Annotated in this window: 29 protein-coding genes and 1 pseudogene; 12 read left to right on the plus strand and 18 right to left on the minus strand. The window is 38.0% G+C overall.

The window, feature by feature from the left end; all coding sequences use genetic code 11:
- Positions 1–18: 18 nt before the first annotated feature.
- The gene (locus NG743_RS17960; protein WP_257120606.1) at positions 19–3540 is read left to right on the plus strand and encodes a WD40 repeat domain-containing protein; all 3522 of its coding nucleotides are present in this window, start codon (positions 19–21) and stop codon (positions 3538–3540) included.
- A 271-nt stretch (positions 3541–3811) separates the two neighbouring features.
- Here NG743_RS17960 and NG743_RS17965 read toward each other — a convergent pair whose 3' ends face one another.
- A complete protein-coding gene (locus tag NG743_RS17965; protein WP_193962981.1) occupies positions 3812–5164 on the minus strand; it encodes a C1 family peptidase in 1353 nt (450 codons plus the stop codon).
- A gap of 136 nt (positions 5165–5300) precedes the next feature.
- Positions 5301–5798 (minus strand): pentapeptide repeat-containing protein, encoded by a 498-nt coding sequence (locus NG743_RS17970; RefSeq protein WP_027402439.1) that lies wholly within the window; start codon positions 5796–5798, stop codon positions 5301–5303.
- Between the two features lie 155 nt (positions 5799–5953).
- Here NG743_RS17970 and gcvT point away from each other — a divergent pair, with 155 nt between their 5' ends.
- Positions 5954–7138 (plus strand): glycine cleavage system aminomethyltransferase GcvT, encoded by a 1185-nt coding sequence (gene gcvT / locus NG743_RS17975; RefSeq protein ID WP_371316429.1) that lies wholly within the window; start codon positions 5954–5956, stop codon positions 7136–7138.
- 81 nt (positions 7139–7219) lie between these two features.
- Entirely contained in the window at positions 7220–7612 is a 393-nt protein-coding gene (gcvH, locus tag NG743_RS17980; RefSeq protein WP_027402437.1) for a glycine cleavage system protein GcvH, read from the plus strand.
- A gap of 495 nt (positions 7613–8107) precedes the next feature.
- Here the strand turns inward: gcvH and NG743_RS17985 are convergent, their stop codons facing one another.
- The 7 genes and pseudogenes from NG743_RS17985 to NG743_RS18015 all read right to left on the minus strand — a co-directional run bounded on the left by NG743_RS17985 (position 8108) and on the right by NG743_RS18015 (position 11992).
- The gene (locus NG743_RS17985) at positions 8108–8437 is read right to left on the minus strand and encodes a putative endonuclease domain-containing protein (protein ID WP_228043847.1); all 330 of its coding nucleotides are present in this window, start codon (positions 8435–8437) and stop codon (positions 8108–8110) included.
- A gap of 42 nt (positions 8438–8479) precedes the next feature.
- A complete protein-coding gene (locus NG743_RS17990) occupies positions 8480–8698 on the minus strand; it encodes a type II toxin-antitoxin system HicB family antitoxin (RefSeq protein ID WP_027402435.1) in 219 nt (72 codons plus the stop codon).
- Positions 8685–8903 (minus strand): annotated as a pseudogene (locus NG743_RS17995) (type II toxin-antitoxin system HicA family toxin). The gene NG743_RS17990 and the pseudogene NG743_RS17995 overlap by 14 nt, the downstream one beginning before the upstream one ends.
- Before the next feature lie 8 nt (positions 8904–8911).
- A complete protein-coding gene (locus NG743_RS18000) occupies positions 8912–9064 on the minus strand; it encodes a hypothetical protein (protein WP_160170623.1) in 153 nt (50 codons plus the stop codon).
- Between the two features lie 162 nt (positions 9065–9226).
- Entirely contained in the window at positions 9227–10363 is a 1137-nt protein-coding gene (locus NG743_RS18005; RefSeq protein ID WP_193962980.1) for a beta-ketoacyl-ACP synthase, read from the minus strand.
- 118 nt (positions 10364–10481) lie between these two features.
- On the minus strand, positions 10482–11264 hold the full coding sequence (locus NG743_RS18010; protein ID WP_027402432.1) for a peptidylprolyl isomerase: 783 nt from the start codon (positions 11262–11264) through the stop codon (positions 10482–10484).
- A gap of 158 nt (positions 11265–11422) precedes the next feature.
- On the minus strand, positions 11423–11992 hold the full coding sequence (locus NG743_RS18015; protein WP_027402431.1) for a photosystem I assembly protein Ycf4: 570 nt from the start codon (positions 11990–11992) through the stop codon (positions 11423–11425).
- A 1087-nt stretch (positions 11993–13079) separates the two neighbouring features.
- Here NG743_RS18015 and psbD point away from each other — a divergent pair.
- The 4 genes from psbD to NG743_RS18035 all read left to right on the plus strand — a co-directional run bounded on the left by psbD (position 13080) and on the right by NG743_RS18035 (position 17474).
- Positions 13080–14135 carry a photosystem II D2 protein (photosystem q(a) protein) gene (gene psbD / locus NG743_RS18020; protein ID WP_015080309.1) on the plus strand — a complete coding sequence of 352 codons (1056 nt, stop codon included), beginning with the start codon at positions 13080–13082 and terminating at the stop codon, positions 14133–14135.
- Positions 14119–15501, plus strand: a complete 1383-nt coding sequence (gene psbC, locus NG743_RS18025; protein WP_027402430.1) for a photosystem II reaction center protein CP43 — start codon at positions 14119–14121, stop codon at positions 15499–15501. The genes psbD and psbC overlap by 17 nt, the downstream gene beginning before the upstream one ends.
- A 192-nt stretch (positions 15502–15693) precedes the next feature.
- A complete protein-coding gene (locus tag NG743_RS18030; RefSeq protein ID WP_257120607.1) occupies positions 15694–16674 on the plus strand; it encodes a hypothetical protein in 981 nt (326 codons plus the stop codon).
- A gap of 176 nt (positions 16675–16850) precedes the next feature.
- Positions 16851–17474 carry a Uma2 family endonuclease gene (locus NG743_RS18035; protein WP_257120608.1) on the plus strand — a complete coding sequence of 208 codons (624 nt, stop codon included), beginning with the start codon at positions 16851–16853 and terminating at the stop codon, positions 17472–17474.
- Between the two features lie 105 nt (positions 17475–17579).
- Here the strand turns inward: NG743_RS18035 and NG743_RS18040 are convergent, their stop codons facing one another.
- Positions 17580–18413: an SWIM zinc finger family protein gene (locus tag NG743_RS18040; protein WP_027402427.1), complete on the minus strand. Its 834-nt coding sequence runs from the start codon at positions 18411–18413 to the stop codon at positions 17580–17582.
- A gap of 286 nt (positions 18414–18699) precedes the next feature.
- On the opposite strand from NG743_RS18040, the gene NG743_RS18045 reads away from it, so the two are divergent.
- Positions 18700–18849 (plus strand): hypothetical protein, encoded by a 150-nt coding sequence (locus NG743_RS18045; protein WP_027402426.1) that lies wholly within the window; start codon positions 18700–18702, stop codon positions 18847–18849.
- 77 nt (positions 18850–18926) lie between these two features.
- On the opposite strand, the gene NG743_RS18050 is transcribed toward NG743_RS18045, so the two are convergent.
- Positions 18927–19607, minus strand: coding sequence for a tetratricopeptide repeat protein (locus NG743_RS18050; RefSeq protein WP_053538238.1), 681 nt, complete (start codon positions 19605–19607; stop codon positions 18927–18929).
- A 261-nt stretch (positions 19608–19868) separates the two neighbouring features.
- Here NG743_RS18050 and NG743_RS18055 point away from each other — a divergent pair, with 261 nt between their 5' ends.
- Together NG743_RS18055 and NG743_RS18060 are read left to right on the plus strand one after the other, a co-directional pair.
- The gene (locus tag NG743_RS18055) at positions 19869–20195 is read left to right on the plus strand and encodes a YbjQ family protein (RefSeq protein WP_027402424.1); all 327 of its coding nucleotides are present in this window, start codon (positions 19869–19871) and stop codon (positions 20193–20195) included.
- A 483-nt stretch (positions 20196–20678) separates the two neighbouring features.
- On the plus strand, positions 20679–21317 hold the full coding sequence (locus NG743_RS18060) for a hypothetical protein (RefSeq protein WP_027402423.1): 639 nt from the start codon (positions 20679–20681) through the stop codon (positions 21315–21317).
- Positions 21318–21343: 26 nt separating this feature from the next.
- On the opposite strand, the gene NG743_RS18065 is transcribed toward NG743_RS18060, so the two are convergent.
- Positions 21344–21892 carry a carbonic anhydrase gene (locus NG743_RS18065; protein ID WP_027402422.1) on the minus strand — a complete coding sequence of 183 codons (549 nt, stop codon included), beginning with the start codon at positions 21890–21892 and terminating at the stop codon, positions 21344–21346.
- Positions 21893–21899: 7 nt separating this feature from the next.
- A complete protein-coding gene (locus NG743_RS18070) occupies positions 21900–23588 on the minus strand; it encodes a SulP family inorganic anion transporter (protein ID WP_257120609.1) in 1689 nt (562 codons plus the stop codon).
- Between the two features lie 100 nt (positions 23589–23688).
- Here NG743_RS18070 and NG743_RS18075 point away from each other — a divergent pair, with 100 nt between their 5' ends.
- Together NG743_RS18075 and NG743_RS18080 are read left to right on the plus strand one after the other, a co-directional pair.
- Positions 23689–24009, plus strand: coding sequence for a hypothetical protein (locus tag NG743_RS18075; RefSeq protein WP_027402420.1), 321 nt, complete (start codon positions 23689–23691; stop codon positions 24007–24009).
- Positions 24010–24024: 15 nt separating this feature from the next.
- Positions 24025–24804 (plus strand): hypothetical protein, encoded by a 780-nt coding sequence (locus tag NG743_RS18080; protein WP_228043719.1) that lies wholly within the window; start codon positions 24025–24027, stop codon positions 24802–24804.
- A 74-nt stretch (positions 24805–24878) separates the two neighbouring features.
- Here NG743_RS18080 and NG743_RS18085 read toward each other — a convergent pair whose 3' ends face one another.
- The 5 genes from NG743_RS18085 to NG743_RS18100 form a co-directional block, all read right to left on the minus strand.
- A complete protein-coding gene (locus NG743_RS18085) occupies positions 24879–25139 on the minus strand; it encodes an NDH complex assembly factor CRR9 (protein WP_027402419.1) in 261 nt (86 codons plus the stop codon).
- 441 nt (positions 25140–25580) lie between these two features.
- Positions 25581–26228 (minus strand): Uma2 family endonuclease, encoded by a 648-nt coding sequence (locus tag NG743_RS18090; RefSeq protein WP_257120610.1) that lies wholly within the window; start codon positions 26226–26228, stop codon positions 25581–25583.
- 248 nt (positions 26229–26476) lie between these two features.
- A complete protein-coding gene (locus NG743_RS18095) occupies positions 26477–26608 on the minus strand; it encodes a type II toxin-antitoxin system HicA family toxin (protein WP_257120611.1) in 132 nt (43 codons plus the stop codon).
- The gene (locus tag NG743_RS26950; RefSeq protein ID WP_371316430.1) at positions 26598–26705 is read right to left on the minus strand and encodes a type II toxin-antitoxin system HicA family toxin; all 108 of its coding nucleotides are present in this window, start codon (positions 26703–26705) and stop codon (positions 26598–26600) included. The genes NG743_RS18095 and NG743_RS26950 overlap by 11 nt, the downstream gene beginning before the upstream one ends.
- Complete coding sequence (locus NG743_RS18100; RefSeq protein WP_201769137.1) at positions 26702–26929, minus strand: type II toxin-antitoxin system HicB family antitoxin; 228 nt, start codon at positions 26927–26929, stop codon at positions 26702–26704. Before NG743_RS18100 ends, NG743_RS26950 begins: the two co-directional genes overlap by 4 nt.
- Positions 26930–26979 lie beyond the last annotated feature (50 nt).

Raw genomic sequence — 26979 nt, forward strand, 5'->3', positions numbered from 1 at the left:
TTAAGCCCACCTACTTATATGTTATTAATCAATGATTTTGGACAAGTTATTAATTATCTGAAAACTATCATTCCTCCAGATAGCTTAACTCCGGTGATGGAATTAATCTTAAAAGAAGTTTTATTAGAAAAGAGTTATTCTGAAATTGCTGAAGAAATTAGTTATGATGCTAATTATATTAAGCGGGTTGCTGCGGAATTATGGCAATTATTATCCCAATATCTCAATACTAAAATTACCAAAAAGAATTTTCACACGATTATTACAGAAAAATATCAAGCGGAAATTAACCAAAGTCAAAAAATACATCAGAAAATAAAAATTATAGATTGGAATGCTTGTCCAATTTTAGAGAAATTTTATGGTAGAAATGAAGAAATCAAACAACTCAAAGATGTAATTTTTCATCATGATAATCGTTTAATTAGTTTATTAGGGCTGGGCGGTATTGGTAAAACTGCTTTAAGTGTTAAGTTTGCTCAACAATATCAAGAAGATTTTGAAGTAATAATTTGGCGATCGCTGCGTAATGCACCTCCTTTAAATACTTTAATAACTGATCTAGTTACTGTTATTTCAAAATCAGAAAATTTACAAGGAAAAACTGAAGATTTATTAACCTTTCTGCAAAATCATCATTGTTTAATCTTATTAGATAATTTTGAGACAATTTTAGAATCAGGAAAAATTGGTTATTATCGTTCAGGTTTTGAAAATTATGGTAATTTGATTCGCTTTTTAGGAGAGTCTGATCATCAAAGTCGTATTATTATTACTAGCAGAGAAAAATCTCCCGAAGTTAATTATTTAGAAGGAAAAGAAACTAAGGTAAAAAGTATTATTGTCCAAGGTTGTTTAGAAGCATCTCTAAGTATTTTAGAAGCCAGAAATATTCAAGGAAATTTAGAAGATAAACAATATTTAACCAATCTATATGATAATAGTCCCCTGGCTATTAAAATTATAGCAACTTCAATTCAAGATTTATTTAATGGTGATATTCAAACATTTTTATTAGAGAAAACTTTTATTTTTAATGGGCTAAATCGTTTATTAGATGAACAATTTACCCGTCTTAGCACTGGGGAAAAAACGATTATGAATTGGTTAGCTATTAATCGAGAATTAACATCTATTCAAGAATTGGAACAAGATATTTTTCCGCCTATTACTAAGTCAGAGTTATTACAGAGTTTAGAATCTTTAATTGGGCGATCGCTCATCGAACAAAAACAAGGAAAATATACTCAACAAGCTGTAATCATGGAATATGTATTAGATAATTTAATTAATGAAATCTATCAAGAATTAATTGATGTAAAAATAGATTTATTCGGTAAATATTCCCTGAATAAAACCACCGTTAAAGAATATGTAACAGAAACGCAAAAAAAATTAATTATTGAGCCATTAGTTGATAGATTAAAACAAACTTTTCCTGTTAAAATTCGTTTGCAAAAACATTTACAAAATATTCTCCATCAATTAAAAAATTCAGTAATAGCAAATTATGGAGTAGGCAATTTAATCAATATTTATAATAGTTTAAAATTACCTCTTAAAGACTATGATTTTTCAGAATTACCGATTTGGCAAACCGACTTATCACAAATATCAGTAAAAGGAGTTAATTTTAGTTATGCAGACTTTAAAAATGTGAAATTTTTCCAAAATCTTGCACCAGTGTTAAAAGTAGCTTATCATCCCCAAGGTGAGATTATAGCAAATTCTGATTTACAAAAGATCATTCATTTATGGCGAGTTAGTGATGGACAAACAATCTTAAAATTAATTGGACATCAAGGTCTGATCTGGGATTTTAAATTTAGTGCTGATGGTAAATTATTAGTTAGTGCTTCCGATGATCAAACTGTAAAAGTTTGGGATATAAATACAGGTAATTGTCTAGCTAATTATGAATTAAAAAAAGATAAACCTAATGCAGTTACTATTAGTAAAGATAATAAAATAATTATGATTGGTACAAGTGCAAATTATTTACAATTGTGGTATTGGCAGGAAAATCAACATCAGATTTTAAAAGGTCATCAAGGAGCAATTAATAGTTTACAATTGAGTGGCGATGAAAAATATTTATTTACTGCTAGTTCAGATCATACCATTAAACAATGGGATTTAGCTGAAGGTAAATGTATTAAAACTTTTGAAAGTCATGTCACTGGCGTAAAAAAATTATCAGTTACAAAGAATGATCAATTTCTTTTAAGTGTTAGTCTTAATGGTAAACTAAAAATCTGGTCAATAAAATCTGGTCAATGTCTTTATACTTTAGGAAATCAAACACTAACAATTTTTACAGCTACTTTTGATCCCACTGGTAAATCTTTTATCACAGCTTCAGGCTCAATTCTGACGATTTGGGATACGATCACTGGAAGCATTTTAAACCATTTAACAGAACAAAAAGAAAAAGTTATTTCCGTTGATTATAGTCCTGATGGTAAAATATTAATTACAGGTTCAAACAATGAATGTACCACTTTTGTAGATGTGGAAAGTGGTCATCATTTAAAAACTTTATCCGGTTATAGTAATCATATTTGGGCGTTATCTATTAACCAAAATAATGTATTAGCCAGTGGTGGTACTGATAGTAAACTTAGATTATGGTCTGTAGAAAAAGCCTCTCTTTTACGAGAATTAAATGCCCATAAAGGGTCTATTTATGCGGTTCAATGGCATCCCGATGGTAGAATTTTAGCTAGTTGTAGCAGCGATAGCACTATTAAATTGTGGGATGGTATAACAGGAGAATGCTTACAAATTTTGTCAACTCCTATAGATGTAATTTTTTCTATTTCATGGCATCCCCAAGGAGATTTATTGGCGATAGCTGGGTCAGGAAATAAAGTTTATTTTTGGCAATATACCACTAATCAATATCATCATGAATTAGAAATACCAACTACTGAAATTATGAAATTAGTTTGGTCAAATGATGGTAATTTATTAGCTCTAGATACCAGGACAGGTCAAATTTTTCTTTATGATCTCTCACAAAATTGTTTAGATCAAATTTTTCAAAGGGAAAAATCTAATATTAATGATGTCAGGAATGGTTTAAGTTTCAGTCAAGATCATGCTTATCTTGCTTTTGGTAGTGATGATGCTAAAGTGGAAGTTTTGCATTTAGAAAGTAATACCTTTCTTACTTCTTTAAAAGGACATCTTATTCAAGTTGTAGGTCTAATTTTTATCAAACAAGATCAACTAATAGTTACTATCAGTTTGGATAGTACAGTGAGAATCTGGGAATTATTATCAGGAAAATGTCTCCATATTTTAACAGATCATCAAGCACCTATTACCAGTTTAACTATCGTGAATGAAGATACTTTTGCCACAGGTAGCGCCGATAGTACAATTAGAATTTGGGATGTGAATACGGCAAAATGTATACAAGTATTAACCAGCGATCGCCCCTACGAAGGTATGAATGTTTATGAAGCTACTGGTTTAACCTCATCCCAATTAGAAACATTGACAGGTTTGGGTGCGATCGCACATTCCACGAATTAGCACAGGTAATTGGACAAAAATAAGCTGTTGTGCATTTAATTTGTATAAGTGGAACAGGCATCTTGCCTGTTAAACAAGAGTTCAGAATATTAGGATTATACAATTTAGCTGTGTAACAGCTTATTTACAGTCATTGCGAGGGAAGGGAAGCAATCCCCTGGTGGTGCGGGACGAATTGCCCGCTAATTACCAAGGACAGGCAGGATGCCCATCCCACAAAATTGGGTAATTTATTTTTTGGTGATCCCTAATTAATGTTTCTATAGCCAGATTAAAATAGACTGTCTAAGGTTTCATAATCATATTCCTCTAAAACCTCATTAAATAGTTCTGTAGCCCTATCTTCATCAAGCTCTAAGTTTTGTGCTAACTTAGTCCAGTATTCGTATTCTTCATCACTAAAACATTCATCAGCAAGAGCAAATTCAACCGACATTTGGAAAGTTTCCTCTGCTGCATCTTCCGCCAAAATAATTTGTAAAGCCGCATTGTAAAGGAGTTCAAGCCCGCCGATTTCCATTAAACCCTGGATTTTCTCCTCAAGAAGTTCAGTATCAATTTCATAGGTTTCATAAAGTCCAGTTAATAACTCTGATTCTTCATCAGATAAGCCATCTACAGAGGCACCACACAAACAAATGACAGCAATAGATTCTACAAGAGTTAAATAACAATTATTTGCTGCTTCTGCGTCGTCCTCTTCATAGAAATCTTCATCAAAATCCTCATCTTCTTCAACCCAAACATCCGCAGTTAAATCGAAGTCAGTTGTTCCTTTAATTTTCCAGCATTCAAAACATAAATTTGGGTTAGTCATATACTCATAAGGGATATAGCAGTAGCCTTCTTCTCCCCACTCTTCCCCCCATGAATTACGGATAATAAAGACTTCAGCACTATCTTTATAACCCACGCAAAGCATAGCGTGTTTACCATGTTCTTGCCTGCCTTCATCACTGGCTAAATCTGGCATTGGAACTCTTCCTTTGTTGGTAACACGATCAAAAGACTTAAACAAAGTGAGTCCAAAAACAAAAGGATAACCTTCTGCTAAACAATGTTTCATAGCATGAAGATCCACAGGAACTTGTTCTGGGTTTTCCCATTGGAAATCAGGAACACTTAGGAGTTCGGCAGCCTCTTCATAGGCATCATAAATTGGTTTAGTATTAACGTTTCTGACTTTACCATTGTCTGTAACTTCATAAGCCCAGGTTGATTCATGGCAAATACCTTTTTCCTGTAAACTCATCAATGCTAAAGTAATGCTACTTCCTTGGTCTTGAATTTTATTTTCACCATTGTGTTCTAGTCCTAGCTCTCGGGCATTGTAATAGACAAAAAGACGACTAAAATCAACTTCTTCTCCTACACGGTTCATGATATACTCATAACCGCCTACAACTGCATTAGCTGTACAACTGTTAGAGCCAGCTTGATTTTCTACGGAAGTCATGAAGGGACGCAGATCAACCTGTGGTGGTAATTCTGCTTCTGTAAACCTCTCACTATTGTAAACTTGAGAACCGGAAATTTCTTGTTGGGAAGCACTGCAACCGCTTAAGGCTTTCCATAGACCTGTATTCCGATCTACGACATAAGATAATACAGCTTTTTTAGACATGGAATTTTATGTGGATTATCCACAGACCAGAAGGTATAAAAATTGTAAAATATCCTTTTAGCATAGATACAAGAATTTAAGAATTACTCAATTATTCTTAACGCCCCTTCTGATTAATGAAGGGGATATGGGGTTTTTACTTACATCCTAAAGATTGACGAGTATCTACACCAGTTTTAGAATTTACACCACTGGCATTAACACAGAGCTTTTTCACCTGTACCATATCTAAAATTGCATTGGTAAAATCAGCACCAGTGACATCAACTGCATCAAAAATGGAACGCAACATCATCGCATCTGTAAAAACTGCATCACTTAAATCGGCATCTTTGAATTTTGATAAATAAGCAATTCCTTGACTAAAATCCACACCATGAAAATTTACAGCATCCAATAAAACACCGTTAAATACAGCACCACGTAAATCAGCAGTGCTAAAATTAGTATTTTCTAATTTCACGCTTGTAAACTCAATCCCAATTAAACTTTGTCCAGAAAAGTCCTTCCCCCCGACTCCCTTGTTGCCAAGAGAATTAGTAACACTAGAAGAACTTGCTGCTTGCGCTGACAAGGGGAACACCAACAATACTAGAGCTAAAATCACACTAGCTAAGATTGAGCGATACTTCATAATTTTTGCTTAATAAATCTCAACAATTCCACTACTAATCATTAAACCGCAGGAAGGATGCAGCTTGTAATTTTCTGCTAAATTAACAGCGATCTCGTAGGATAGATAAATGTTGAGATGCGATCGCACGTAAACGTCAATATAAATAACTACCTGTGGCTAATCAAGAAAATATTACCTCGTCGGCAGTTGCTCATGGGGAAACCCCCCCAAATTTCCCTGCTTCCCAATCTCTGACACGAACCCCTTTATATCAAATGGGTGTAGAACTCAAAGCCAGATTTACCAGCTTTGGGGGCTGGGAAATGCCCATACAATATAGCAGTATCACCCAAGAACACCATGCCGTTAGGAATACCGCTGGAATGTTCGATATTTCTCACATGGGCAAATTTACCCTCCAAGGTAAAAACCTGATCTCCCAACTGGAGTATTTAGTTCCCTCCGATTTAAGTAGGTTACAACCTGGACAAGCACAATATACTGTATTGCTTAACCCCCAAGGCGGAATCATTGACGACATCATTATTTATTACCAAAATACAGACAGCACTGGGACGCAAAATCTAGTCATCATCGTTAACGCCTCAACTACCGACAAAGACAAAAAATGGCTATTGGCACATCTTGATCTTGATGTAGTTCAATTTCAAGACCTATCACGGGATAAAATCTTAATTGCCGTTCAAGGACCAACAGCTACTCATCATCTGCAATCCCTAGTCACAACAGACTTATCACCTATTAAGGCTTTTGGGCATTTAGAAACGACCATTTTTGGCAAACACGCATTCCTCGCCCGCACAGGTTACACTGGCGAAGATGGTTTTGAAGTGATGGTGGATGCCTCCGTTGGGATAGACTTGTGGCAAAGTTTATATAATGCTGGTGTTATTCCCTGCGGACTTGGTTGTAGAGATACCCTTCGCTTAGAAGCTGCAATGGCACTTTATGGGCAAGATATTGACGATACCACTACACCGCTAGAAGCTGGCTTAGGTTGGTTGGTACATTTAGATACCAAAAGTGATTTTATTGGCAGAGAGGTTTTAATCCAGCAGCAAACCCAAGGAATATCTCGTAAACTGGTCGGTTTGCAAACACAAGGACGCAATATTCCTCGTCATGGCTACCCCGTATTATCATCTAAACAAGTCGTAGGAGAAGTGACAAGTGGTACTATCTCCCTGACACTCGGTTATCCCATAGCCTTAGCTTACGTTCCCACCCCATTAGCCAGGCTTAAGCAGCAGCTAGATGTAGAAATTCGCGGTAAAGCTTACCCTGCGGTGGTTGTGAAACGCCCATTTTATCGCTCAAAGAATCGTGTTACTAACTGATAATCTTTGAGGTTTTTGAGGAATAATGTCTTTTAGGTTACTCTTGTAACACTATTTTTTTAACGTGGAAGAGAAAGTGATATGTCTTTAGAATATCCCCAGGATTTTCGATACTTAGATTCCCATGAATATGTTCGTCTAGATGGAGAAATTGCCACTATTGGTATTACTGCGTTTGCTATAGAACAATTAGGTGATATTGTCTTTTTGGAACTGCCGGATATTGGTGATGTTATTACCAAGGGAGAGACATTTGGTTCTATTGAATCCGTGAAGGCTGTTGAAGACTTGAATTCACCTGTTACTGGCACAGTTGTAGAACGCAATGAAGCTTTAATAAATGATCCAGAACAAGTACCTGAAGACCCCTATGGAGAAGGTTGGTTCTTAAAAGTTCGTATTAATGACCCTGATGAAATTAATGAGGATACATTAACAGCAGATGAATATAGTAATCAGGTAGAGGGTGTGTAAATAAGTTCATTTAGGGACTTACAATTAAAAAAATACCCAAAAATTTCTTGTGGTGCGGGACGAATTGCCCGCTAATCATCAAGGACGGGCAGCAATACTTGTCGGTTAAGGAAATGTAGGTTGGGTTGAGCGATAGTGAAACCCAACATTACCAAGGATTTTGTTGGGTTATGGCTATGGCTCCTACGTCCCCACGCAAGCTATCGCCACACTTCGTGAACGTTCCGATTGCAACGCTAACGCGAACAACCCAACCTACGGTATAACAATGTTTTAGCCTTAACCGAACAGTATTGGGACGGGCAGGATGCCCATCCCACAAAATTGGGTAATTTATTTTTTGGTGTTCCCGAAAAACCATATTAATTTGATATTATACTAAGTAATTAGACAAAAATATTTACAGTCATTGCGAGCGAAGGGAAGCAATCACAATGACATTGTGTAATTAATTCTGTCTCACTACCTAATTTAAATGGATTACTAATTATCAATTCATAAACTCCCTAAAACCTTTAATTGCTCCCGCCAATTTTTATCATATCGCAGGGTTAATATCTGATATCCAGCATTGTATCTCAGATTATCTCTCTCAATTTGGTCTTGCTTTTTCTGTTCAGCACTATCATGAACTGAACCATCGCAGAAAATAGCGATCGCATCTTCCTTATACACAAAATCTGGTTTACAATTGGCTTCGGTAATTAATTCCTGGGCTGTATCAGGTAGTTTATAACCCCGTTGGTAAATCTCTTGTAAAACTTCTCGTTCAAAATCAGAGTTTGCATCTGTTTGTGTGAATAGCCAACAGAAATTTTGGTGCATTCTCTGTGGTAAATTGTAGCCAATTCACAGAATACCAAGGATTTATGCAGCTTGATTAACTGTTGGTTGTGGAAGAGGTTCACCTGTTGCTTGATAAGCTATTACTAAGGATTCTAAAGCCTCAGTTCCATTAGTTACGGCTTCTTCATAAGTGTCTCCATGTGTCCGCCAAGTTTGTCCAGGAAAGTCAGGGAAACCTACTAAAAAACAGTTATCTTCTTCTGACCATTGAATGATCATTTGATATTTAAGTTTCATCATTTTTGGTTTTACCCTCTATTTCGTTAATAGCTTGTTTTACTTCTTTTTCTTGATACTGCTTGGCATCTGTGCTATCTTTACCAGAAATGGTTATTTTTCCAGTATATAGTGGATGTATTCAGTTGGTGTGACTTCCTTTTCCCGGAATTTCTGTAAACCCTGCTTGACGCAGTATTTGTTTTAGTTCTCGAATTTTTTTAGGCATTTATTTACTCATTTATATGCCAATTTTCTAAATAAAACAAACTGTGTAAAGAAACCTGCTGCAATCAGTTCATCTTTTTTGGCAATGGTTTCAATATTGTTTTGACCACTTCTGGGAAATTCGGTATTGCTGAATTGAGGTATGAAAATTAAAAATTCCATTTCTGAAACTCTTAATCTTTGCGCCTTTGCGTGAGACTAATTCATACTTTCATTCACCAACGCCTTATAAGTTTCTGCTACATGAGAATACCAGTTTTTTCTGGTTTCTAAATCTTGAGAATATAAGTTTTTAAGTATTTCTAGTTCTTTTATGATTGATCCTTAATTCCCTAAAGCTATCACAGCATTTTGTCCACCAAAACCAAAGCTAAAACATAGGACTTGCTGAATTTTACTTTCTTGTGCTGAGGTGATGAAGTTTAAATTAAATTCTGGTTGCTGAAGTCCTACGCAGGGGGGTAAAATTTGCTGTTGCAATGCCATGAGTGAAAAGGCTACACCTAAAGCTCCTGATGCTCCTAATGTATGCCCGGTGCTACCTTTGGTGGAACTAATCGCTAATTTTGGTGAAAATAAGTGTTGAATAATTTTACTTTCTATCCGGTCATTTAACTGGGTGGCTGTACCATGAGTGTGAATATAGTCTATGTCTGTGGGTGAAATATGACTACGTTCTAAACATTGCTTAATGGCTATGATGGCACTTTTACCTAATGGTTCTGGTGAGTTTCCATGATATGCGTCTGCTGTCAAGCCAAAACCTAATATTTCTCCATAAATTTTAGCTTGTCGTTGGGCTGCTAACTCCGCAGATTCAAGAATCAAAATAGCACCACCTTCACCTAGTACCAAGCCTTCTCGCTGTAAGTCAAAGGGATAAGCACCTGTTTTGGCTAAAGCCCCCATTTGCCTAAATCCAGCAATTGTTAGGGGGGTTATGGGTGCTTCTATTGCCCCTGTAATTACTCGTTGGTATTGCCCAGTTTTAATTAACATTGTAGCCTGAGCGATCGCCCAAATTCCCGTTGCACAAGCAGCCATTGGTGCTAAAACTGCTGCTGTTGAGCCTATTTTTCGGGCTATAGCGATCGCATTCATTTGCGGTAGAGTATTTAACCAATTGTCTAAGTTTGATTCTGCCTCTTCCTGATACATCTGTCGTGCCATTATCTCCCAAGATGCTTGATAACCCCGACTAGAACCAATTACTACAGCACAATCAAACAAAGGTGCTACCAATTCGGCATCTTGTAGGGCTGAATTAACAACTATTTCCGCGAGTGTATTTAATAAAGAGGGTTTTTCAGCAATTAATCCCAGGGGAACTATTCCCAATTCTGGAAATATTTGATGTAATTTAATCCCTGTTTTTCCTAATAATAAATTTTGCCAACTATCTTCTAAGCTTTGACCTAAAGCAGAAACTAAACCAATCCCAGTAACAACAACTTTAACCAATTTTAGATTTTATATAGTAACTGAGGAGTCAGGAGGTAGGGGCGCAGGGACTGCGCCCTTTCTCAGGAGTCAGAAGTCAGAATACTTATAAAATCACAAATCAACAACTGACAACTAACTACTGAGGAATTTTCAGATTTTCTGCACCTGTAGTGACTTTAGCAGACTCAATGCGATCGCCTTGCTGGATTTTGTTAACTACCTCAAAACCTTTGGTAACATTACCAAACACGGCATAGTTACCATCCAAGAACGATAAATCTGCTAAAGCAAAGTAAAATTGAGAAGAAGCAGAATCCGGGGATTGTGATCTAGCCATAGCGATCGCTCCTTGCTTGTGCTGTAACACAGGCTTCTCAGTAATAGTCTTACTGTAAATAGGATCTTTTGCGCCTTTTGGTTTAATTTCTAAGGGTATCCGTCGTTCATTTCCAGTTTGAGGATCAATATAACCACTGGTTCCCAATCTACTTTCGGGAAATTTGGGGTCTTTACCTTGTGGATCTCCACCTTGAACTACAAAAGGCTGAGGTTCGCGCACAACACGATGGAATACTAAACCGTCATAAACACCTTTTTGAACCAAATCCACAAAATTACCGCCAGTAATTGGTGCATTTGTCCCATCTATTTCAATCTCAATTTCTGTGGGATTAACTACTTCTCCACGCTTCACCGTCATCACCACTGTAGCCTTACCTTCAAGACGTGGTAAACCTTTGATTCCAGGAACACTTTCGCTAATAGTTTCTGATACTGTTTTTGCACTAGTAGTCGTGTCTGAGGTAGCTGTTGCAGTTGGGGATGCACTAGACGATGTTGTATTACTCGCACATCCTCCCAAAGTTAAAGCGCAAATCATCAATAGAACTACAAAAAATTGTGGAAATTTAAACCGCATTGTTAGTGACTGCATTAATCAAAATATCTTAATTTGTTCTTGCCCATTCCTGAAGTTTGGATTTTAAATTGTGAAAATAACTTGACCTCAGATCCCCGACTTCTCTAAGAAGTCGGGGATCTGATTCTTATTGTTCACCAATCCAAAATCCAAAATTCCTAGAGTCCTTCTAAAGATACTCCTAAAAAACGAGCTAATTCCGCACCTTGGGTTTCCAAATCTGCCAAAGATAAGGGTTGACCTACTCTTGTAAGGGGAATATCCCGTCTACCTTTAACCCGAAGATATAAAGCGCGTTGAGGATTCAGACCTTCCTTAATCAAAATCTTGACAGATTGTACATCTGAAATCCTGCCGTCAATTTGGATTTGACGATTTTTTCCGGGAAACCCCCAACGGAAAATTTTTAATGTCCCTGTTTCCCGATTGAACTCATTATAACCACCACCTAAATCCCATAGAACTACAAGCCACAGATATGTAGCTAATAGCAAGCCAGCAGCACCATATAGTCCCATCACCAATCCTTGAGGGACAAATATTAGTTGTGTTGCATCAGTAACTATGAGTAAATTAACTTTGAGATAACTAGAAATACTAGCTAAGAAAAAACCACTGGCTCCCATAGTTACAATACTTGCCCACCAGTAGTTACTAAACCGACGTGAACCAAGAACCTTTTGAGAGAGGATGTTCTCGCTTTTATTAATTGTTGTTGATACGGTCATCTAAACTACCTTGGACTATCTTTCTCAAGTCTGCCACTGAAGCAGTCTGGATTGCAAGTTATCGAAGAGATGACAATAAATTTTATCCTCAACTTGCAGGATTTCCGAGCGCAGGCCATTGAGAGAATTTCAGGGCGCAGGCCATTGAGAGAATTTCAGGGCGCAGGCCATTGAGAGAATTTAGGGCGCAAGCCATTGAGAGAATTTAGGGCGCAGGCCATTGAGAGAATTTAGGGCGCAGGCCATTGAGAGAATTTAGGGCGCAAGCCCTGCGCCCCTACGAAGATTTATGAGAAAATCTGTGTCAAATTGTTAAAATTCTGATATTGATAGAAAATATTTAACTTCCTGTTCTATATCCAGCCCAAATTCTGACTAATGTGATAAGTTAAGAATCATTACGTTACTAAAACCTAGATTGCTGGTTAACGGTAGCCGATCATGTCATAATTTGTCAGTAACCCAGCCCTCAAGGGACTGAGCTTGCAAGAGTAATCAAGCAAGTCGTAGTGACCAGACCACCCTGAGCCTAGTCTCATGGTATCCTTATGAGAAATGATCACTTTGTCAAGCAATCAGTTCTCACAATCTTAGCGTCTGTAAAGCTGCTAGGATTGAAGAAAACGTTGAATTCCTCACGGCAGGTCAGTAACCCATCCCTAAAGGGACTGGGCTTGCAAGAGTAATCAAGCAAGCCGTACTGACCAAACCACCCTGAGTTTACTCTCATGGTAGCCGTTATTTGAGTCACGACACCCACCGAATGCGTTGCCAGTTCCCTGCTCTGTCGCTTGTGATTAAACAGTTCTAAGGTCACTGGAACAGTGTTGCAAGCCCAACAAGCTCTTATAACAGGTCTAGGCTAACATTACCCCAGAAATGGGAGTTGGTTTCCAGATTCCAATCAAAAATCTGGTTTCAATTTTAATATCCACAGCGGTTAAAACCGCTCGTGTCGTTTCCCTCTCAGATCTAAAGACGCGCTCGTTTCCCACTTACCGGGCGTTCTTATGATATAAATCAGTAAACTCGCTGAAACACTGCTTAAAAAACGTTGCAATTTTAGTAAAAACGAGGATTTTAGTAAATGACCATCGCAGTTGGACGCGCCCCGAGTAGAGGGTGGTTTGACGTATTAGACGACTGGCTAAAGCGCGATCGCTTTGTATTCGTAGGTTGGTCAGGAATATTACTATTCCCCTGTGCCTTCCTCGCATTAGGCGGTTGGCTAACCGGTACAACCTTCGTCACCTCCTGGTACACCCACGGACTAGCATCTTCTTACTTAGAAGGAGCTAACTTTTTAACAGTAGCAGTATCCACACCAGCCAACAGCATGGGACATTCCCTGTTGTTCCTGTGGGGACCTGAAGCTCAAGGTGACTTCACCCGTTGGATTCAACTCGGTGGTTTGTGGCCTTTCGTCGCCCTACATGGCGCATTCGGTTTGATTGGCTTCATGTTACGCCAATTTGAAGTAGCCCGTCTTGTCGGTCTTCGTCCTTATAACGCCCTTGCTTTCTCCGGTCCTATTGCCGTATTCGTCAGCGTGTTCCTGATGTATCCTTTGGGACAATCTAGCTGGTTCTTTGCACCTAGCTTTGGAGTAGCCGCAATTTTCCGTTTCCTCTTATTCCTCCAAGGTTTCCACAACTGGACACTTAACCCCTTCCACATGATGGGTGTAGCAGGAATCTTAGGTGGAGCTTTACTTTGTGCCATTCACGGTGCCACAGTAGAAAACACCCTATTTGAAGACGGTGAAGGTTCAAATACTTTCCGCGCCTTCAACCCCACCCAAGCTGAAGAAACCTACTCCATGGTGACAGCAAACCGTTTCTGGTCACAGATTTTCGGAGTTGCTTTCTCCAACAAACGTTGGTTGCACTTCTTCATGTTGTTTGTCCCTGTGACAGGCTTGTGGATGAGTTCCATTGGGATCGTTGGTTTAGCATTAAACCTGCGGGCTTATGACTTCGTTTCCCAAGAATTACGGGCAGCAGAAGACCCAGAGTTTGAAACTTTCTATACCAAAAATATTTTGTTGAATGAGGGTATCCGCGCTTGGATGGCTCCTCAAGATCAACCCCACGAACAGTTCGTATTCCCAGAGGAGGTACTTCCACGTGGTAACGCTCTCTAATAGAGTTATTAGTGGTGGACGCGACCAAGAATCAAGCGGCTTCGCTTGGTGGTCCGGCAACGCCCGTTTAATCAATTTGTCTGGTAAACTACTTGGCGCTCACGTTGCCCATGCTGGTTTAATCGTCTTCTGGGCCGGAGCAATGACTTTGTTTGAAGTCTCTCACTTCATCCCAGAAAAGCCTATGTACGAACAAGGCTTGATTCTGCTTCCTCACCTCGCCACACTGGGTTGGGGCGTTGGTCCAGGTGGTGAAGTTTTTGATACATTCCCCTACTTCGTTGTCGGTGTACTTCACCTGATTTCCTCCGCAGTTCTAGGCTTTGGCGGTATTTATCATGCCGTTCGTGGTCCTGAAACCTTAGAAGAATATTCTGCATTCTTTGGTTATGACTGGAAAGACAAGAACAAGATGACCAATATCATCGGCTTCCACCTGATCATCCTGGGATGCGGTGCGTTGTTATTGGTGCTGAAGGCTATGTTCTTCGGTGGAGTTTATGATACATGGGCTCCAGGTGGTGGTGATGTGCGTGTGATTACTAATCCCACACTCAACCCTGCAATCATCTTCGGTTATCTAATTAAAGCTCCCTTCGGTGGCGAAGGCTGGATTATTAGCGTTGATAACATGGAAGATGTTATCGGTGGTCACATTTGGATTGGTTTAACTTGTATTGCCGGTGGTATTTGGCACATCTTCACCAAGCCTTTTGCTTGGTCACGTCGTGCCTCCATTTGGTCTGGTGAAGCTTATCTATCCTATAGCTTAGGTGCGCTCTCCTTAATGGGGTTCATCGCTTGCGTTATGGTGTGGTTTAACAACACCGTTTACCCTAGCGAATTTTACGGTCCTACTGGTCCTGAAGCTTCTCAAGCTCAAGCTTTAACCTTCTTGATTCGTGACCAACGTTTGGGTGCTAACGTCGGTTCTGCCCAAGGTCCTACCGGTCTAGGTAAATACTTGATGCGCTCTCCATCTGGTGAAATCATCTTCGGTGGTGAAACCATGCGCTTCTGGGATTTTCGTGGTCCTTGGTTAGAGCCTCTTCGTGGACCTAACGGTCTTGATTTGGAAAAAATCAAGAATGATATTCAGCCTTGGCAAGCTCGTCGCGCTGCTGAATACATGACCCACGCGCCTTTGGGTTCTTTGAACTCTGTGGGTGGTGTGGCTACGGAAATTAACTCCTTCAACTATGTGTCTCCTCGCGCTTGGTTGGCGACTTCACACTTCGTTTTAGGATTCTTCTTCCTCATTGGTCACTTATGGCACGCAGGTCGCGCCCGGGCTGCTGCTGGTGGTTTTGAGAAGGGTATTAACCGTGAAACAGAACCAGCAATGTTTATGCCTGACCTTGACTAGGTTTTTCTAGGCTTAATTACTGACAATATAATGCTTTTGATAGCTCTTGCCTAACCGCAAGGGCTTTTTTTGTATTTTTCTGTGTAAGTTCACACATTAAGCTGTGTTAAGTAAGAGTAAAAATTTAAAATAAATTTTGTACATTGCTGCTAATATACAATGTAACAAATAAATCTTAGTAAAGGTCAGGTAATGAATAAGCTAAAGTTCAGCACGTCTGTATTAACAGTTACTGCTGGTTTGGTAATGGGGGCATCAATTAATCAAGTAGTTATTGCTGAGGAAGTTGTTGCAGAATCAATTACTCAGCCAGCAGTTACAAATGAAGTTATTGCCACATCAATCACTCCTGAAAAAACTGAAACTCATCCTCAACCAGGAACTTTCAGTTATAGTGCTGGTGATTTACTGGCAAAAAGACCACTGGATTTAGATATATTTTGCAAAAGTTATCCTTTAAATTCCCTCTGTACTGAGCGTTCTACTCCATCAAAACCAAAGCCAGAAGAATCTAAACCTACCGAAGAAGCAAGCGAAACTCCTGTAAAAACTAGCGGTTGGGCAATTACTCCTGAAATTAGTACACTAGGTGTTGGTGCAACAGTCACTAAGTCCATAACACCTAATGTCAATGCTAAATTAGGCATTAATGGCTTAGGTATAAGTAGAGATATTAGCTTGTCCGATGTTGATTATAAAGCTAACCTCAACCTATTTAATGTGTCTACCTTAATTGACTACCTACCTTGGAAAAATGGTGGTTTTCATTTGACCGGAGGTTTGGTATTTCAAGATAATAATTTGGAAGGAACTGGGAAACCCAAGAATGGTGTGACCATTAGGATCAATGACAAAGACTATAACAGCACAACTGTGCTTACATCATTGAAATCTAAAGCTTCCTTTCCCAATAGTGTCGCACCATATATTGGACTGGGTTGGGGTAATGCTGTGAAGCCTGGTAAACATCTGGGATTTTCGGCAAATTTAGGTGTGATGTTTGCTGGCTCCCCAATGGTATCATTAACACCTGGGTTTGGTCCAGATGCAACGGAGGCTTTAAAAGCGGAAATTAATAGTAACATCGAAGCAGAAAGGAAAAAACAAGAAAGCGATCTGAATTGGTTAAGTGTTTATCCTGTTTTTTCTCTTGGTATTTCTTACCAATTCTAATTGACAATTTAGGGTGTGTCAGATGTTGAAAATATATTCATTATTACTGAGTTATCGAGTCTGACTCACCCTACAAAAAATATTTAGTATCACATTTGCGTAAATCCTAGTTTTAACTTTCCTCTCTACCAGTTGCTATAATTAAATTAACTTGTATTTTATTCTTAGATATACAAATGACCATCACCAAATATCGCGCTGATAGAGTCATACTTCATAACATCAGTTGGCAACAGTTTGAAAGTCTTCTCCAAGATTTGGGAGAAAATCGGGCTGCTAGGGTGGCTTATGATGATGGAAATTTGGAAATTATGACCCCTTTACCAGAACACGAACAATATAAAGAAGTAATTAGTGATGCAGTTAAAGATATCGCTGAAGAGTTGGATTTAGACTATGAAAGTTTAGGTTCAACTACCTGGAAAAAAGAACGCAAAATGGCAGGAATAGAGGCAGATAATTGCTTTTATTTTCAAAATGAACCATTAGTTAGAGGTAGATTAGATTTAGATTTGCAAAAAGATCCACCTCCTGACTTAGCTTTAGAAATTGATGTTACGAGTAAGTCTTTAGACCGTTTTCCTATTTATGCTCGTTTGGGAGTTCCTGAAATTTGGTGTTATGATTCTGGTGAGTTGAAAATCTATCTTTTGCAAGCTGGGGAATATCTGGAATCACAGAAAAGTTTAGTATTTCCTAGTTTAGAAATTCGGGATTTACCAAAAATAATTGAGCAAAATCGGGTAAATGGTAGAAGGGCAATTAGAAAAGCTGTTAGGAAATGGGTGCATCAAAAATAATTAGAGAACTCCACAAAAAGAAATGCCCAATGTCTTCTGTTCGCGCAGCGTGCCAGAGGCATGACAAAACAAATCATTTATTTTGTGGCTTACTCTTAAAAATATTCATCCCCCCACATTCATCGCTGCTAAAAAAGCTTTTTGACTGACATCTTGATAAAGGGATTTTAAATATTTCATCACCAATTCACCAGCAGGAGAATTAGTTGGATTTTCTTCATCTTTTGCTAAAGGAATTGTCCCTAATGTATCTAATACTGTTTCACTAACCGCAGGTGAAATTACTACTAAAGACGATTCTAACGGCTGATTATATTGCCAAAAATCATCTATTCTAACGGGATATTTATTTCCAGAAACTTCTGGTTGAATTGCCGATGTTTCCTGAATTGTCTCGACATTTTTAGTCCTGCGTAATTGGCGTAAGTCGCTGATAATTTGCTCTTTGGTGCGTCCACGTAGTTGAAATAATACAAAAGGGTCTTCACTAAAGCGATCGCCTAATTGATAATATACTGCACCTATATGTTTACAAGGAACGGCTTTATCAGGACAAGAACATTTACTGTGAACATCAGTAAGAGTAAAGGGAAACAAGGATAAACCATTACTGATAAAAACTTCTTCAATATTTTGTGGCATTTCTCCCGCTAATAACTTAGCCGCAAAAATCGCCTTTTGGGACATAGTTTCCACCACATAACCCCATTCTTCATCACTAAAAGCATCAAGAGATAAAGAAACCTTATAAGGTTCTGCTTCACTACCTTGTACCCTCGCTAATACTTTCGCAGCTTTAAATTTAATACTGAGAACATTTCCTTGTCGAGAATAATTTCTTGCCCGTTCTAATCGCTTTTTAAATCGGTAAGAATCTAGTAGATCTAACCATCTTTGTGACCACCATTCCCGACTTGCTTGTAAGGTTTCGTTACTCATAATCTTTGATCTTTTTGTGGTGTCATAATCCAGTTCCCTCCCCGATGCTTTGGGGAGGGTTAGGGTGGGGTAAAAAATATTTGATACATCAACCATAACTTTTCAAACACCCTCTTAGCCATACTCCTGAATGGGCGCAAGCCCTGCGCCCCTGCCTCTTGCCTTGCTATAACGACAATTTTCAGTATAGATAAGATATATGAAGAATATGGGCAAATAGATAATCACAGTATTAAAGTACAAATGTCACCGATTATAAAGATTGAAAAAAAGGAGCTATAGTATTATGGCTATCTCCAAAATGTTTGCTGATATGGCTCAGTTTATTTCTGAAGCCTTCATGCGGATTTTCACCCCTGCTAATGATGCCTATCCTGTGATTGGGGTACAGCCCTTTACAGGGAAAATATATAAAAAAGGTAAAGCAGCTTGGTAACACTGAAGATTTTCCTCCATCCTAAAAGTAGGGACATGGTAAAAATTTTGATACCATGTCCCTGTTTTTAATTGATTCTAACCGCCTATTTCTTGCAGCATTGCTTGTATTCTTGCAGCACCTTCCGCGTCATTTCCCTGCTGATATAAATCTAATGCCTTTTTGAAAACTTTGTTTGCTTGTGTCGTTTGTCGTCGTTGTTTAAACATAGAACCAATTAACTCATAGGTGCGGGGATTATTTTTATCTAAATTAATTGCTTGTTCATAAGCCCACATGGCTGATTGATAATCACCTAAGCTAGTTTGAGCAACTCCTAATCCTAAATAAGCGTTGAGATTATTCCGATTTAACTGGATAGCCCGACGGTAAGCTTCTTTTGCGCCTTTGTTATCTTTTGTACTACTTTTCAGATAACCAACAGCATAGTAAAAATCACTATTATTAGGATTAATGGCAATAGCTCGACGATAAGCATCTAAAGCGGAGGTGAAATTGCCTTGTTGAGTATATAAGTAGCCAATCCCAGCATAAATTCTTTCATTTTTGGGATCTAATTTTGCGGCTTTTTGATAAATAGCGATCGCTCCATTATAATCTTTAGAATCTACCAGTCTTTTCCCCTCATCTATCAAGTTTTTCAACTCTGGATTATTCACCTGTGTCAGTAGGACATCAGCTTTTGCTACTACAGGTGTGCTAGTAAATAAACATCCTAATAATAAGGCAGTTAACAGGACTGATGTTTTTTTGTACATAGTAAATTTTCCTAAATTTTCTTAACCCGTTTTTATTAGTACATTAAAACAAAAATATTGATTTTTGTAATCTGTATTTATTCACATTTATAGAATATTAATAATTTATTAAAATTACTTGACATCTTCATAACTATAGCCATAAATTAATCCTTTCGCCAACCAATACTGATAAATTACACAAAATTGCAGGTATAATGGAGCGTGGAACGAGGGTTCCCCCTGAATTTGGTAATAGTCATCTAATTTCTCCATAAATGTATGCTTTTAACTACTACTGATGTGATTCAAGGTGCTGTAATTCAATCCTACTTAGGTATTGTTACAGCAGAAGTTGTCTATGGTAGCAATTTTCTCCGGGATTTTTTAGCGAGTATTCGGGATATTGTTGGTGGACGCACTGGCAGCTATGAACGTCTCTTTGAAGAAGGGCAGCGGAAAGCAATGGAGGAATTAGAACAAAGAGCGCAACGTTTAGGCGCAGATGCTGTTGTCGGTATTGCTGTTGATACTGGGACAATTAACGTTGATCAATCTGGTGTTTTATTAGTAATTACAGCCACAGGAACAGCCGTCAAAATTCGTTAATATTTTGATAACTTTGCCATTTTTAAACATTTTTCATCTAGCCAATTTATAACTAAAGAAAGGGTAAACAACTCTTTCTGTTGATAGAGATTGAGAATTATAATTAGCGATTTAATTTTAAACATGGGCATAAAAAAGATTTGATAAGTAGTGAGACAGAATTAATTACACAATGTCATTGTGTTAGCGTAGCGTTAGCCATAGGGAACGAAGTGAAATGAAGCAATTCCAAGGGTTGTGATTGCTTCCCTTCCCTCGCAATGACTGTAAATATTTTTGTCCAATTACTTATAGCGGTATGCACTCTTGGTGAGATACAGTCAGCAAATCCTAAAGCCTGTAGGGGGTTTCCCGCACTCGATTGTATTGCACCCTAAAGATAACTGCTATAAGAAAAAATCCAAAACCAAAGATTTTTCAGGAAAAATATCAAAAATCGAAAACATCAGCAACTTTGCCGCAATAGCAAGGGAGAAAATAGCTATGTCATACGTAAATCGAGTTGGTGAAGAAATAAGTCCTTCTGAATCTTTGATAGCTAGTAGAGTCACTGAATATCGGGACAGAGTGCGCTGGGGTCCAATAGTTTCCGGTGTGTTAGTGGCTTTAGCAACTCAATTAATATTGAGTTCATTTTTTAGCGCCCTTGGTGCAGGGAGAATTGCTGAATCCTTAGCACCAAGAACAGTTGCCCCTACTATTATTAGTAATGTCGGAATTTGGTCAACAATTGCATTATTACTATCCCTATTTATTGGTGCTTGGATCACTACCCGTGCTTGTGGACCCATGCACCGAGATACAGCAATACTCAACGGGGCAATTCTTTGGGCAACAACTTTAGCACTTAGCTCTTTTCTATTAGCAAATGGAGTCTGGGGTGCTTTTGGGGTAGTGGCTTATAATGCAGCACAAGTTATTAATCAACTACAGGAACAAGGTAATGTCATAGCACCAAATGCACCGATCTTAACTGCTGAACAAACTCGTGATGTTGCTGCTGCTACTTCGAGAACTTTGTGGTTTTATGTTTTTGGTTCTTTATTAGGTTTACTTACTGCTTTAGTAGGAGCAGTTGCCGGCGCACGTACCACCTCTAGAACTAATAATTACAATTCTTGATTGAAAGGATTAAAGATGTTCCATTTTTAAAGTTTTGGTAAAATTTGTTGGAATTCTCCTTGATTGAGAGTTGCAAAATACAGTTCAACTTTAAGATCAGGATAGCGATCGCAAATTGATGAATAAGCTTGATTTAAATAATCTGTATGTACTTGCAACTCTCGTTCTGTATCTTTGCTTAAATTAGGATCAATCATCATTGCATAAGCCCCACAATCTTGATGATCAATAATAATAACTGTGTTGATATGATGGAGTTTATAGGATATATCTAACTGATCCCAAAATGCTTCAGCATCAGATTTGTGGGGAAATCCGGTTAAAGCTAATGAAGCACCAGCTAAAGCTGTTAAATCATATTTATCTGTGAGATTTTTATTCCTTAAAAAAGACTGTTCTGCTGTCAAAAACCGGAAGTCAATACAACTCAGAACTAAAGCTTGGGATTGATTGACTGTGGCTTTTGCTGGTGTCGCTGATTGCAGAACAGTAAATGCCACTGCTGCGGGCAGGAAAGATCTAAGAAAATGGCGACGACTAGAACAACAAAGACATTGATTGATATTTTTATTCATGTTTTACTTAGTCATTTAATTCCATTAATTCTTTTGATTTCAAATCAATTGCCCCTGGTTGCGAATATTCTATAATTTGAGGAGAGATAGAATAAATAGCATCTGTGGTTGTTTCAAAACAATTGGACAAACCAATAGTTTTTAATAATCCCGAACGTTCTAGCAGTTGTTTAACTTCCGGTTGTAAACCTGTGAGAATTAAACGACAATTATGGCGTTCTAAGTCGTGGTAAATATCCTCTAACGCTACTAACCCAGTGGTATCCATATTTGGCACAAACCGCAACCGCAGAATTAAGTATTTTACCTCTGGTTCATCTCGAATAAAGGTAGCAAATCTCTCCGCAGCCCCAAAAAATACCGGACCATCTACTCGATAAACAGCAATTTCTTTCCCTAATTCTAGCGAAGTTCCGGGGGGGAATACTTCGGTTTCGGGAATCTTCACCAAACTCAAATCGCTCATGCGTTTGATGAACAAAGCACCGGCAGCAATTAATCCTACCTCCACCGCGAGAACTAAGTCAAATAAGATTGTTACCAGCCAAGTCAAAATCATCACCGCAAAGTCAGAATAGGTAGCCCGCATTAACAAGCCAATGGCTTCCCATTCAATCATTCGCACACTCACCACCATGAGAATTCCTGCCAATGCGGCTAGGGGAACTTGGGCAGCTAAGGGTGCTAAGGTGAGAACAATAATGGCTAATGCCACGCCGTGAATTACTCCAGAAAGTCGGGTTTTGCCACCAGAACGGACATTAACAGCAGTTCGCGCGATCGCCCCCGTGGCAGGAATACCACCAAAAAATGGGACAATGATATTTGCTAACCCTTGACCAATTAATTCGCGATCGCTATTATGTTTCTCACTGACCGTCATCCCATCAGCCACCACCGCTGATAATAAAGATTCTATACTTCCCAATGCTGCTAAAGCCAAAGCTGGATTAATTAGTTCTCGAATTACACTAAAATCATTCCAGTGGGGAATCCCTTGGGGCATGGGTAAAGATTGGGGAATTGCGCCAATTGTGGGAACATTCAGATGGAAATAAGTAGCTATTCCCGTCGCTAACACCAACCCCACCAAAGAACTGGGTATGGTATTATTAATTTTTGGCCACAAAACTGTAGTGACAATTACCACAATTGCCAGTGCCACTGCTGCCCAATTTAAAGCTTCTACATGAGTTAAACTTTGCCAAACTCCCGGCAAAAAATGTTCACTTCGGGGTAATTTTAACCCAAAGAAATTATTTAATTGACCACAAAAAATAATGACAGCAATCCCATTAGTAAAACCTGCTGTCACTGGGTAGGGAATAAACTTCACTAGCTGTCCGAGTTTGGCCACACCCAAAGCAATTTGGATAATTCCCGCCATTACCCCCGCAATCCAAACTTTCTCAATCCCGTATTTAGCAACAATTCCCACCAAAACCACGGCCATTGCCCCCGTTGGTCCGGTAATCTGGACTGGAGAACCACCAAAAATGGCCGCCACAATTCCCGCAACAATAGCAGTATAGAGTCCCGCTTTTGGTTCGACTCCACTGGCTACAGCAAAAGCTAAAGCCAAAGGTAATGCTACTACTGCTGCTGTTAATCCTCCCGTCAAATCGCCACGGAAACTACTCAACCAAGGACCTAGACGCGAAAGCTTTGATTCTTGCAGGGTATCAGAGATTGCCATATTGTTATTTCAACTTTTATACAAAATTAGTTGATACACGAAATATATGTTATTCTATCTTTTCTAAGTCTAAGGTACATGATTTTTCAAGTTTAAGCCTGTGGAAAAAATACCAGATGAAGCCTTAGTAGTGCGAGGAGGCCGCAACCGTCCAGAAGATATCCAAATGGGAATAGGTACTCATCCCAGTGGAATAATAGGAATTTCCATACAATGTGAGGTAGGATTATCAATAGAGGAATTAGTAAAAGTAATTCCTCATGGGCAAATAGGTGTTACAACAGTGGGAGAAGTTCGTAAAGCATGTGGTGATGTAATTAGAACTTCTGGAAGAGGTTATCATGCAACACTAACTGGTTTAACTCCAGAACAAATCAGTAATCTTCTAACACCTACAATACCTAAACCAAAGCAACAATAGTCATGGAGGTTATCTATGAACACACCAGCACATTCTTTAAAATCGCCGGAAGATAATAACCAACAAAAACTTGTAGGTAATAGATTGAGAGTTTTTGCTGATTTTAATAACGCTGATGAACAGGATTGTCTTCGTTTAAATTGTATTGGTACTATTGATGATTTAGCCAGGCAAAAAATTGAATTAAAAGATGGTCAATCACTGACTTTTTATAGCGAAGACTTAGAAGTAGATGGAATAGTGAAATATTCTGAAGAAGAGAATATTTGGGTTGCAGTTATTGATTGGAATAACATTAGACAAACGGAAGAGATAAAAGTATCCGAGAGAAAATTACTTGAGTTCTTGGAAAAGCTAACATATACTTCTCAAGTCTTGGGTAAGGTTGAAAATACTTCCAAACCAGATGATAAAAGTTTAATCCAGAATGAGCTTGAACCTTTACTTGATGAAATGAAAGATGATTTGAAATATGCTCATGCTGGACTTACTCATGATCAAGAGATTAGTGATCATGAATTCTATAACCAATTTGTGGGTACTTTTGGGAAAGAAGAAGCCGATGAAGTATGGGCTGCTAGACAATGGAATACAAAGCTTGTTCTTAAAGATTTTCTGCTTATACTAATGGACGAGCCTGAATTACGTCAAAGAATTGAAAACAGAGGAGTCAATTTTGATGAATATATTGCTCTAATTTCTCAGCAAGAGCAGGTTAAAGAGTCTGAAACTGCGACGCAACAAATAGACAAGCAAGCAATGGACAGATTAATAGAATTAGTCTGCTTTCGCTAATTCTAGTAGTTATCCCGCTTGTTTCAAGGCATTGCAATCAAAAAGCTGGCAGTCTACGAATGACGGATTATTTACTACCACTTCAAAAACGCTTCCTCAATTCCCTTCTCTCTTCTAACTTTCGCATCAATTTCAAACCAAGTAATAATTTGCTTTGTCGTCAATTCCTCAATAGAAACATCATATTCCTTAGCAATATGTTGTAAAATCCGCAAAGAAGAAATTGTCAGTCTAGTTAAAAACTTCTCAGGAGAAGACAACAAGGCCGCGTCAACTTGAGCGGATTCTTCCGAAGATAAAAATTGAGTTGATGATTGATTAGGTGAAATATCCATAATAATTCAAAATTCTGTTTAATCGAGAAGTTGCCTTTTTACCATTAAATCATATTATTGTACCCCCTGAGCAATAAAAGCCGAGCAATAAGTAACTCAAAACGGTTGAGACATGGAATGAAAGTAAAATCACGAAAACCCTAGATTGGTAGGGGTTTAGCAATGCTTAATGGTGTCAACTTAACGTAAAATCCATAACCCGACTAGGAATGAACTCCCAGTCTCATAGCAGAAGTCATCTGAAGATGACTAAAAGAACTAGAAAATTTTTGAACTTGTTTAGTTTACTTTAGTAAACTTTAGCTATTAGCCCTGATAGCGTAGCGTGGCGTAAGCCATAATTCATTTTAGGGTGGGTCTGTCAGCCAAACAAATAAGCCGTGTTGGGTATAACTCAACCTTAAAAAACATAATACCCAGATTTCCGACTTCTTAATTTAATCAGGAAATTTGTGTTTTTAACCAACTCCGAAAATTCTTAATCATTGACACTTCACCCACTTGTAAACTAGAAGCTAAAAACTGAGGAACTTCTGTATTTAAAGGTAAATTCCCAAAGGTTGGTGAACCATTGCCAGGAATATATTTATCCTCAGATAAACTATAAATTTGCATCACAGGTTCTTCATAACGCCAAACTTCAGGAACACCTAAAGCTAAATAAATCGGTAATTTATCAATAGAAGAACTAGCATAATCAACTTCTATTACTAAATCAGGTGGGGGATCTTGAGTTAAATCTAAACTGGTTTTATTTCTCATGATTGGTTCATTTTGAATATAGAAACTAGAATCAGGTTCTACACCTCTAGCTAAATCTTCTCTTTTACAAGTTAATGAACCAGTGCTTTTGACATTGAGATTTAACTCTTCAACTAAAGTATCAATTATTTTTTCTATCAATCTTTTATTATGTTCATGGGGCATTAATGGAGTCATAATTTCTAAGATTCCCTGATTATAAGTAAACCTGTTATGGCGATCGCCACCAGTTTCTAATAAAATTCGTTCAAAAGTATTCCAAGAAATATTATGGAGGATGACGCTATTTGTGTGAGTGTCGCTGTGAGTAGGTGCTAAAGTTACCATAAATTCACCTCGCAGTTTTAATTGTTCTATTATATACTATAATCAATTTCAATTAAAGGAAATGATTGATAAAACGGAGTTAATAACAAAAGTTTGTCAATTTTTAATTTTGACTTATTAATATTCAGTAGGTTGGGTTGAGGAACGAAACCCAACACACTTTGCTATACTACCGTAAATGTTGGGTTTCACTTCGTTCTACCCAACCTACAATAAATATTATTTTACATAAAAGGAACGGTAGATCCCTAATTTAAAAGCTCTATCAGTTCATCTTTAGTTAAATCTGCATCTCGAATTATTTTTACTAATAAACCTTTGCCGATAGTTTTACCACTATGAGAAGGAATAGAAACAACTCGATTATCTTCATGTTTCATTCTTACATGACTTCCCCTTTTGTCTGACTATATAAAAACCTGCTTTTTCTAATGCAGCAATCAGTTCTTCTCCTGTAATTGTTGGTAATTTAGTCATGATAATACTACTTTTTGCACACCAATAAATTCTGTGGTTAATTCCTCTTCTAGTTCTTCTAAACACATTTCAATAACTTCTTTAATATTTTTCATTAATTCATCAATAGTTTCTCCTTGACTATAACAGGCTTTTAGTTGAGGAACTTCACCAATATACATACCATCTTCATCTCTTTCAATTACTACATAAAATTCTTTGTTTTTCATGGTTTTATTTGTCATTGCGATAGGTTACTAATAAAGTTAGCAATATTCGATTTGTATTATAACAC

Origin of the sequence: Dolichospermum heterosporum TAC447 (assembly GCF_024584745.1) — a bacterium.
Taxonomy (GTDB): Bacteria; Cyanobacteriota; Cyanobacteriia; order Cyanobacteriales; family Nostocaceae; genus Dolichospermum; species Dolichospermum heterosporum.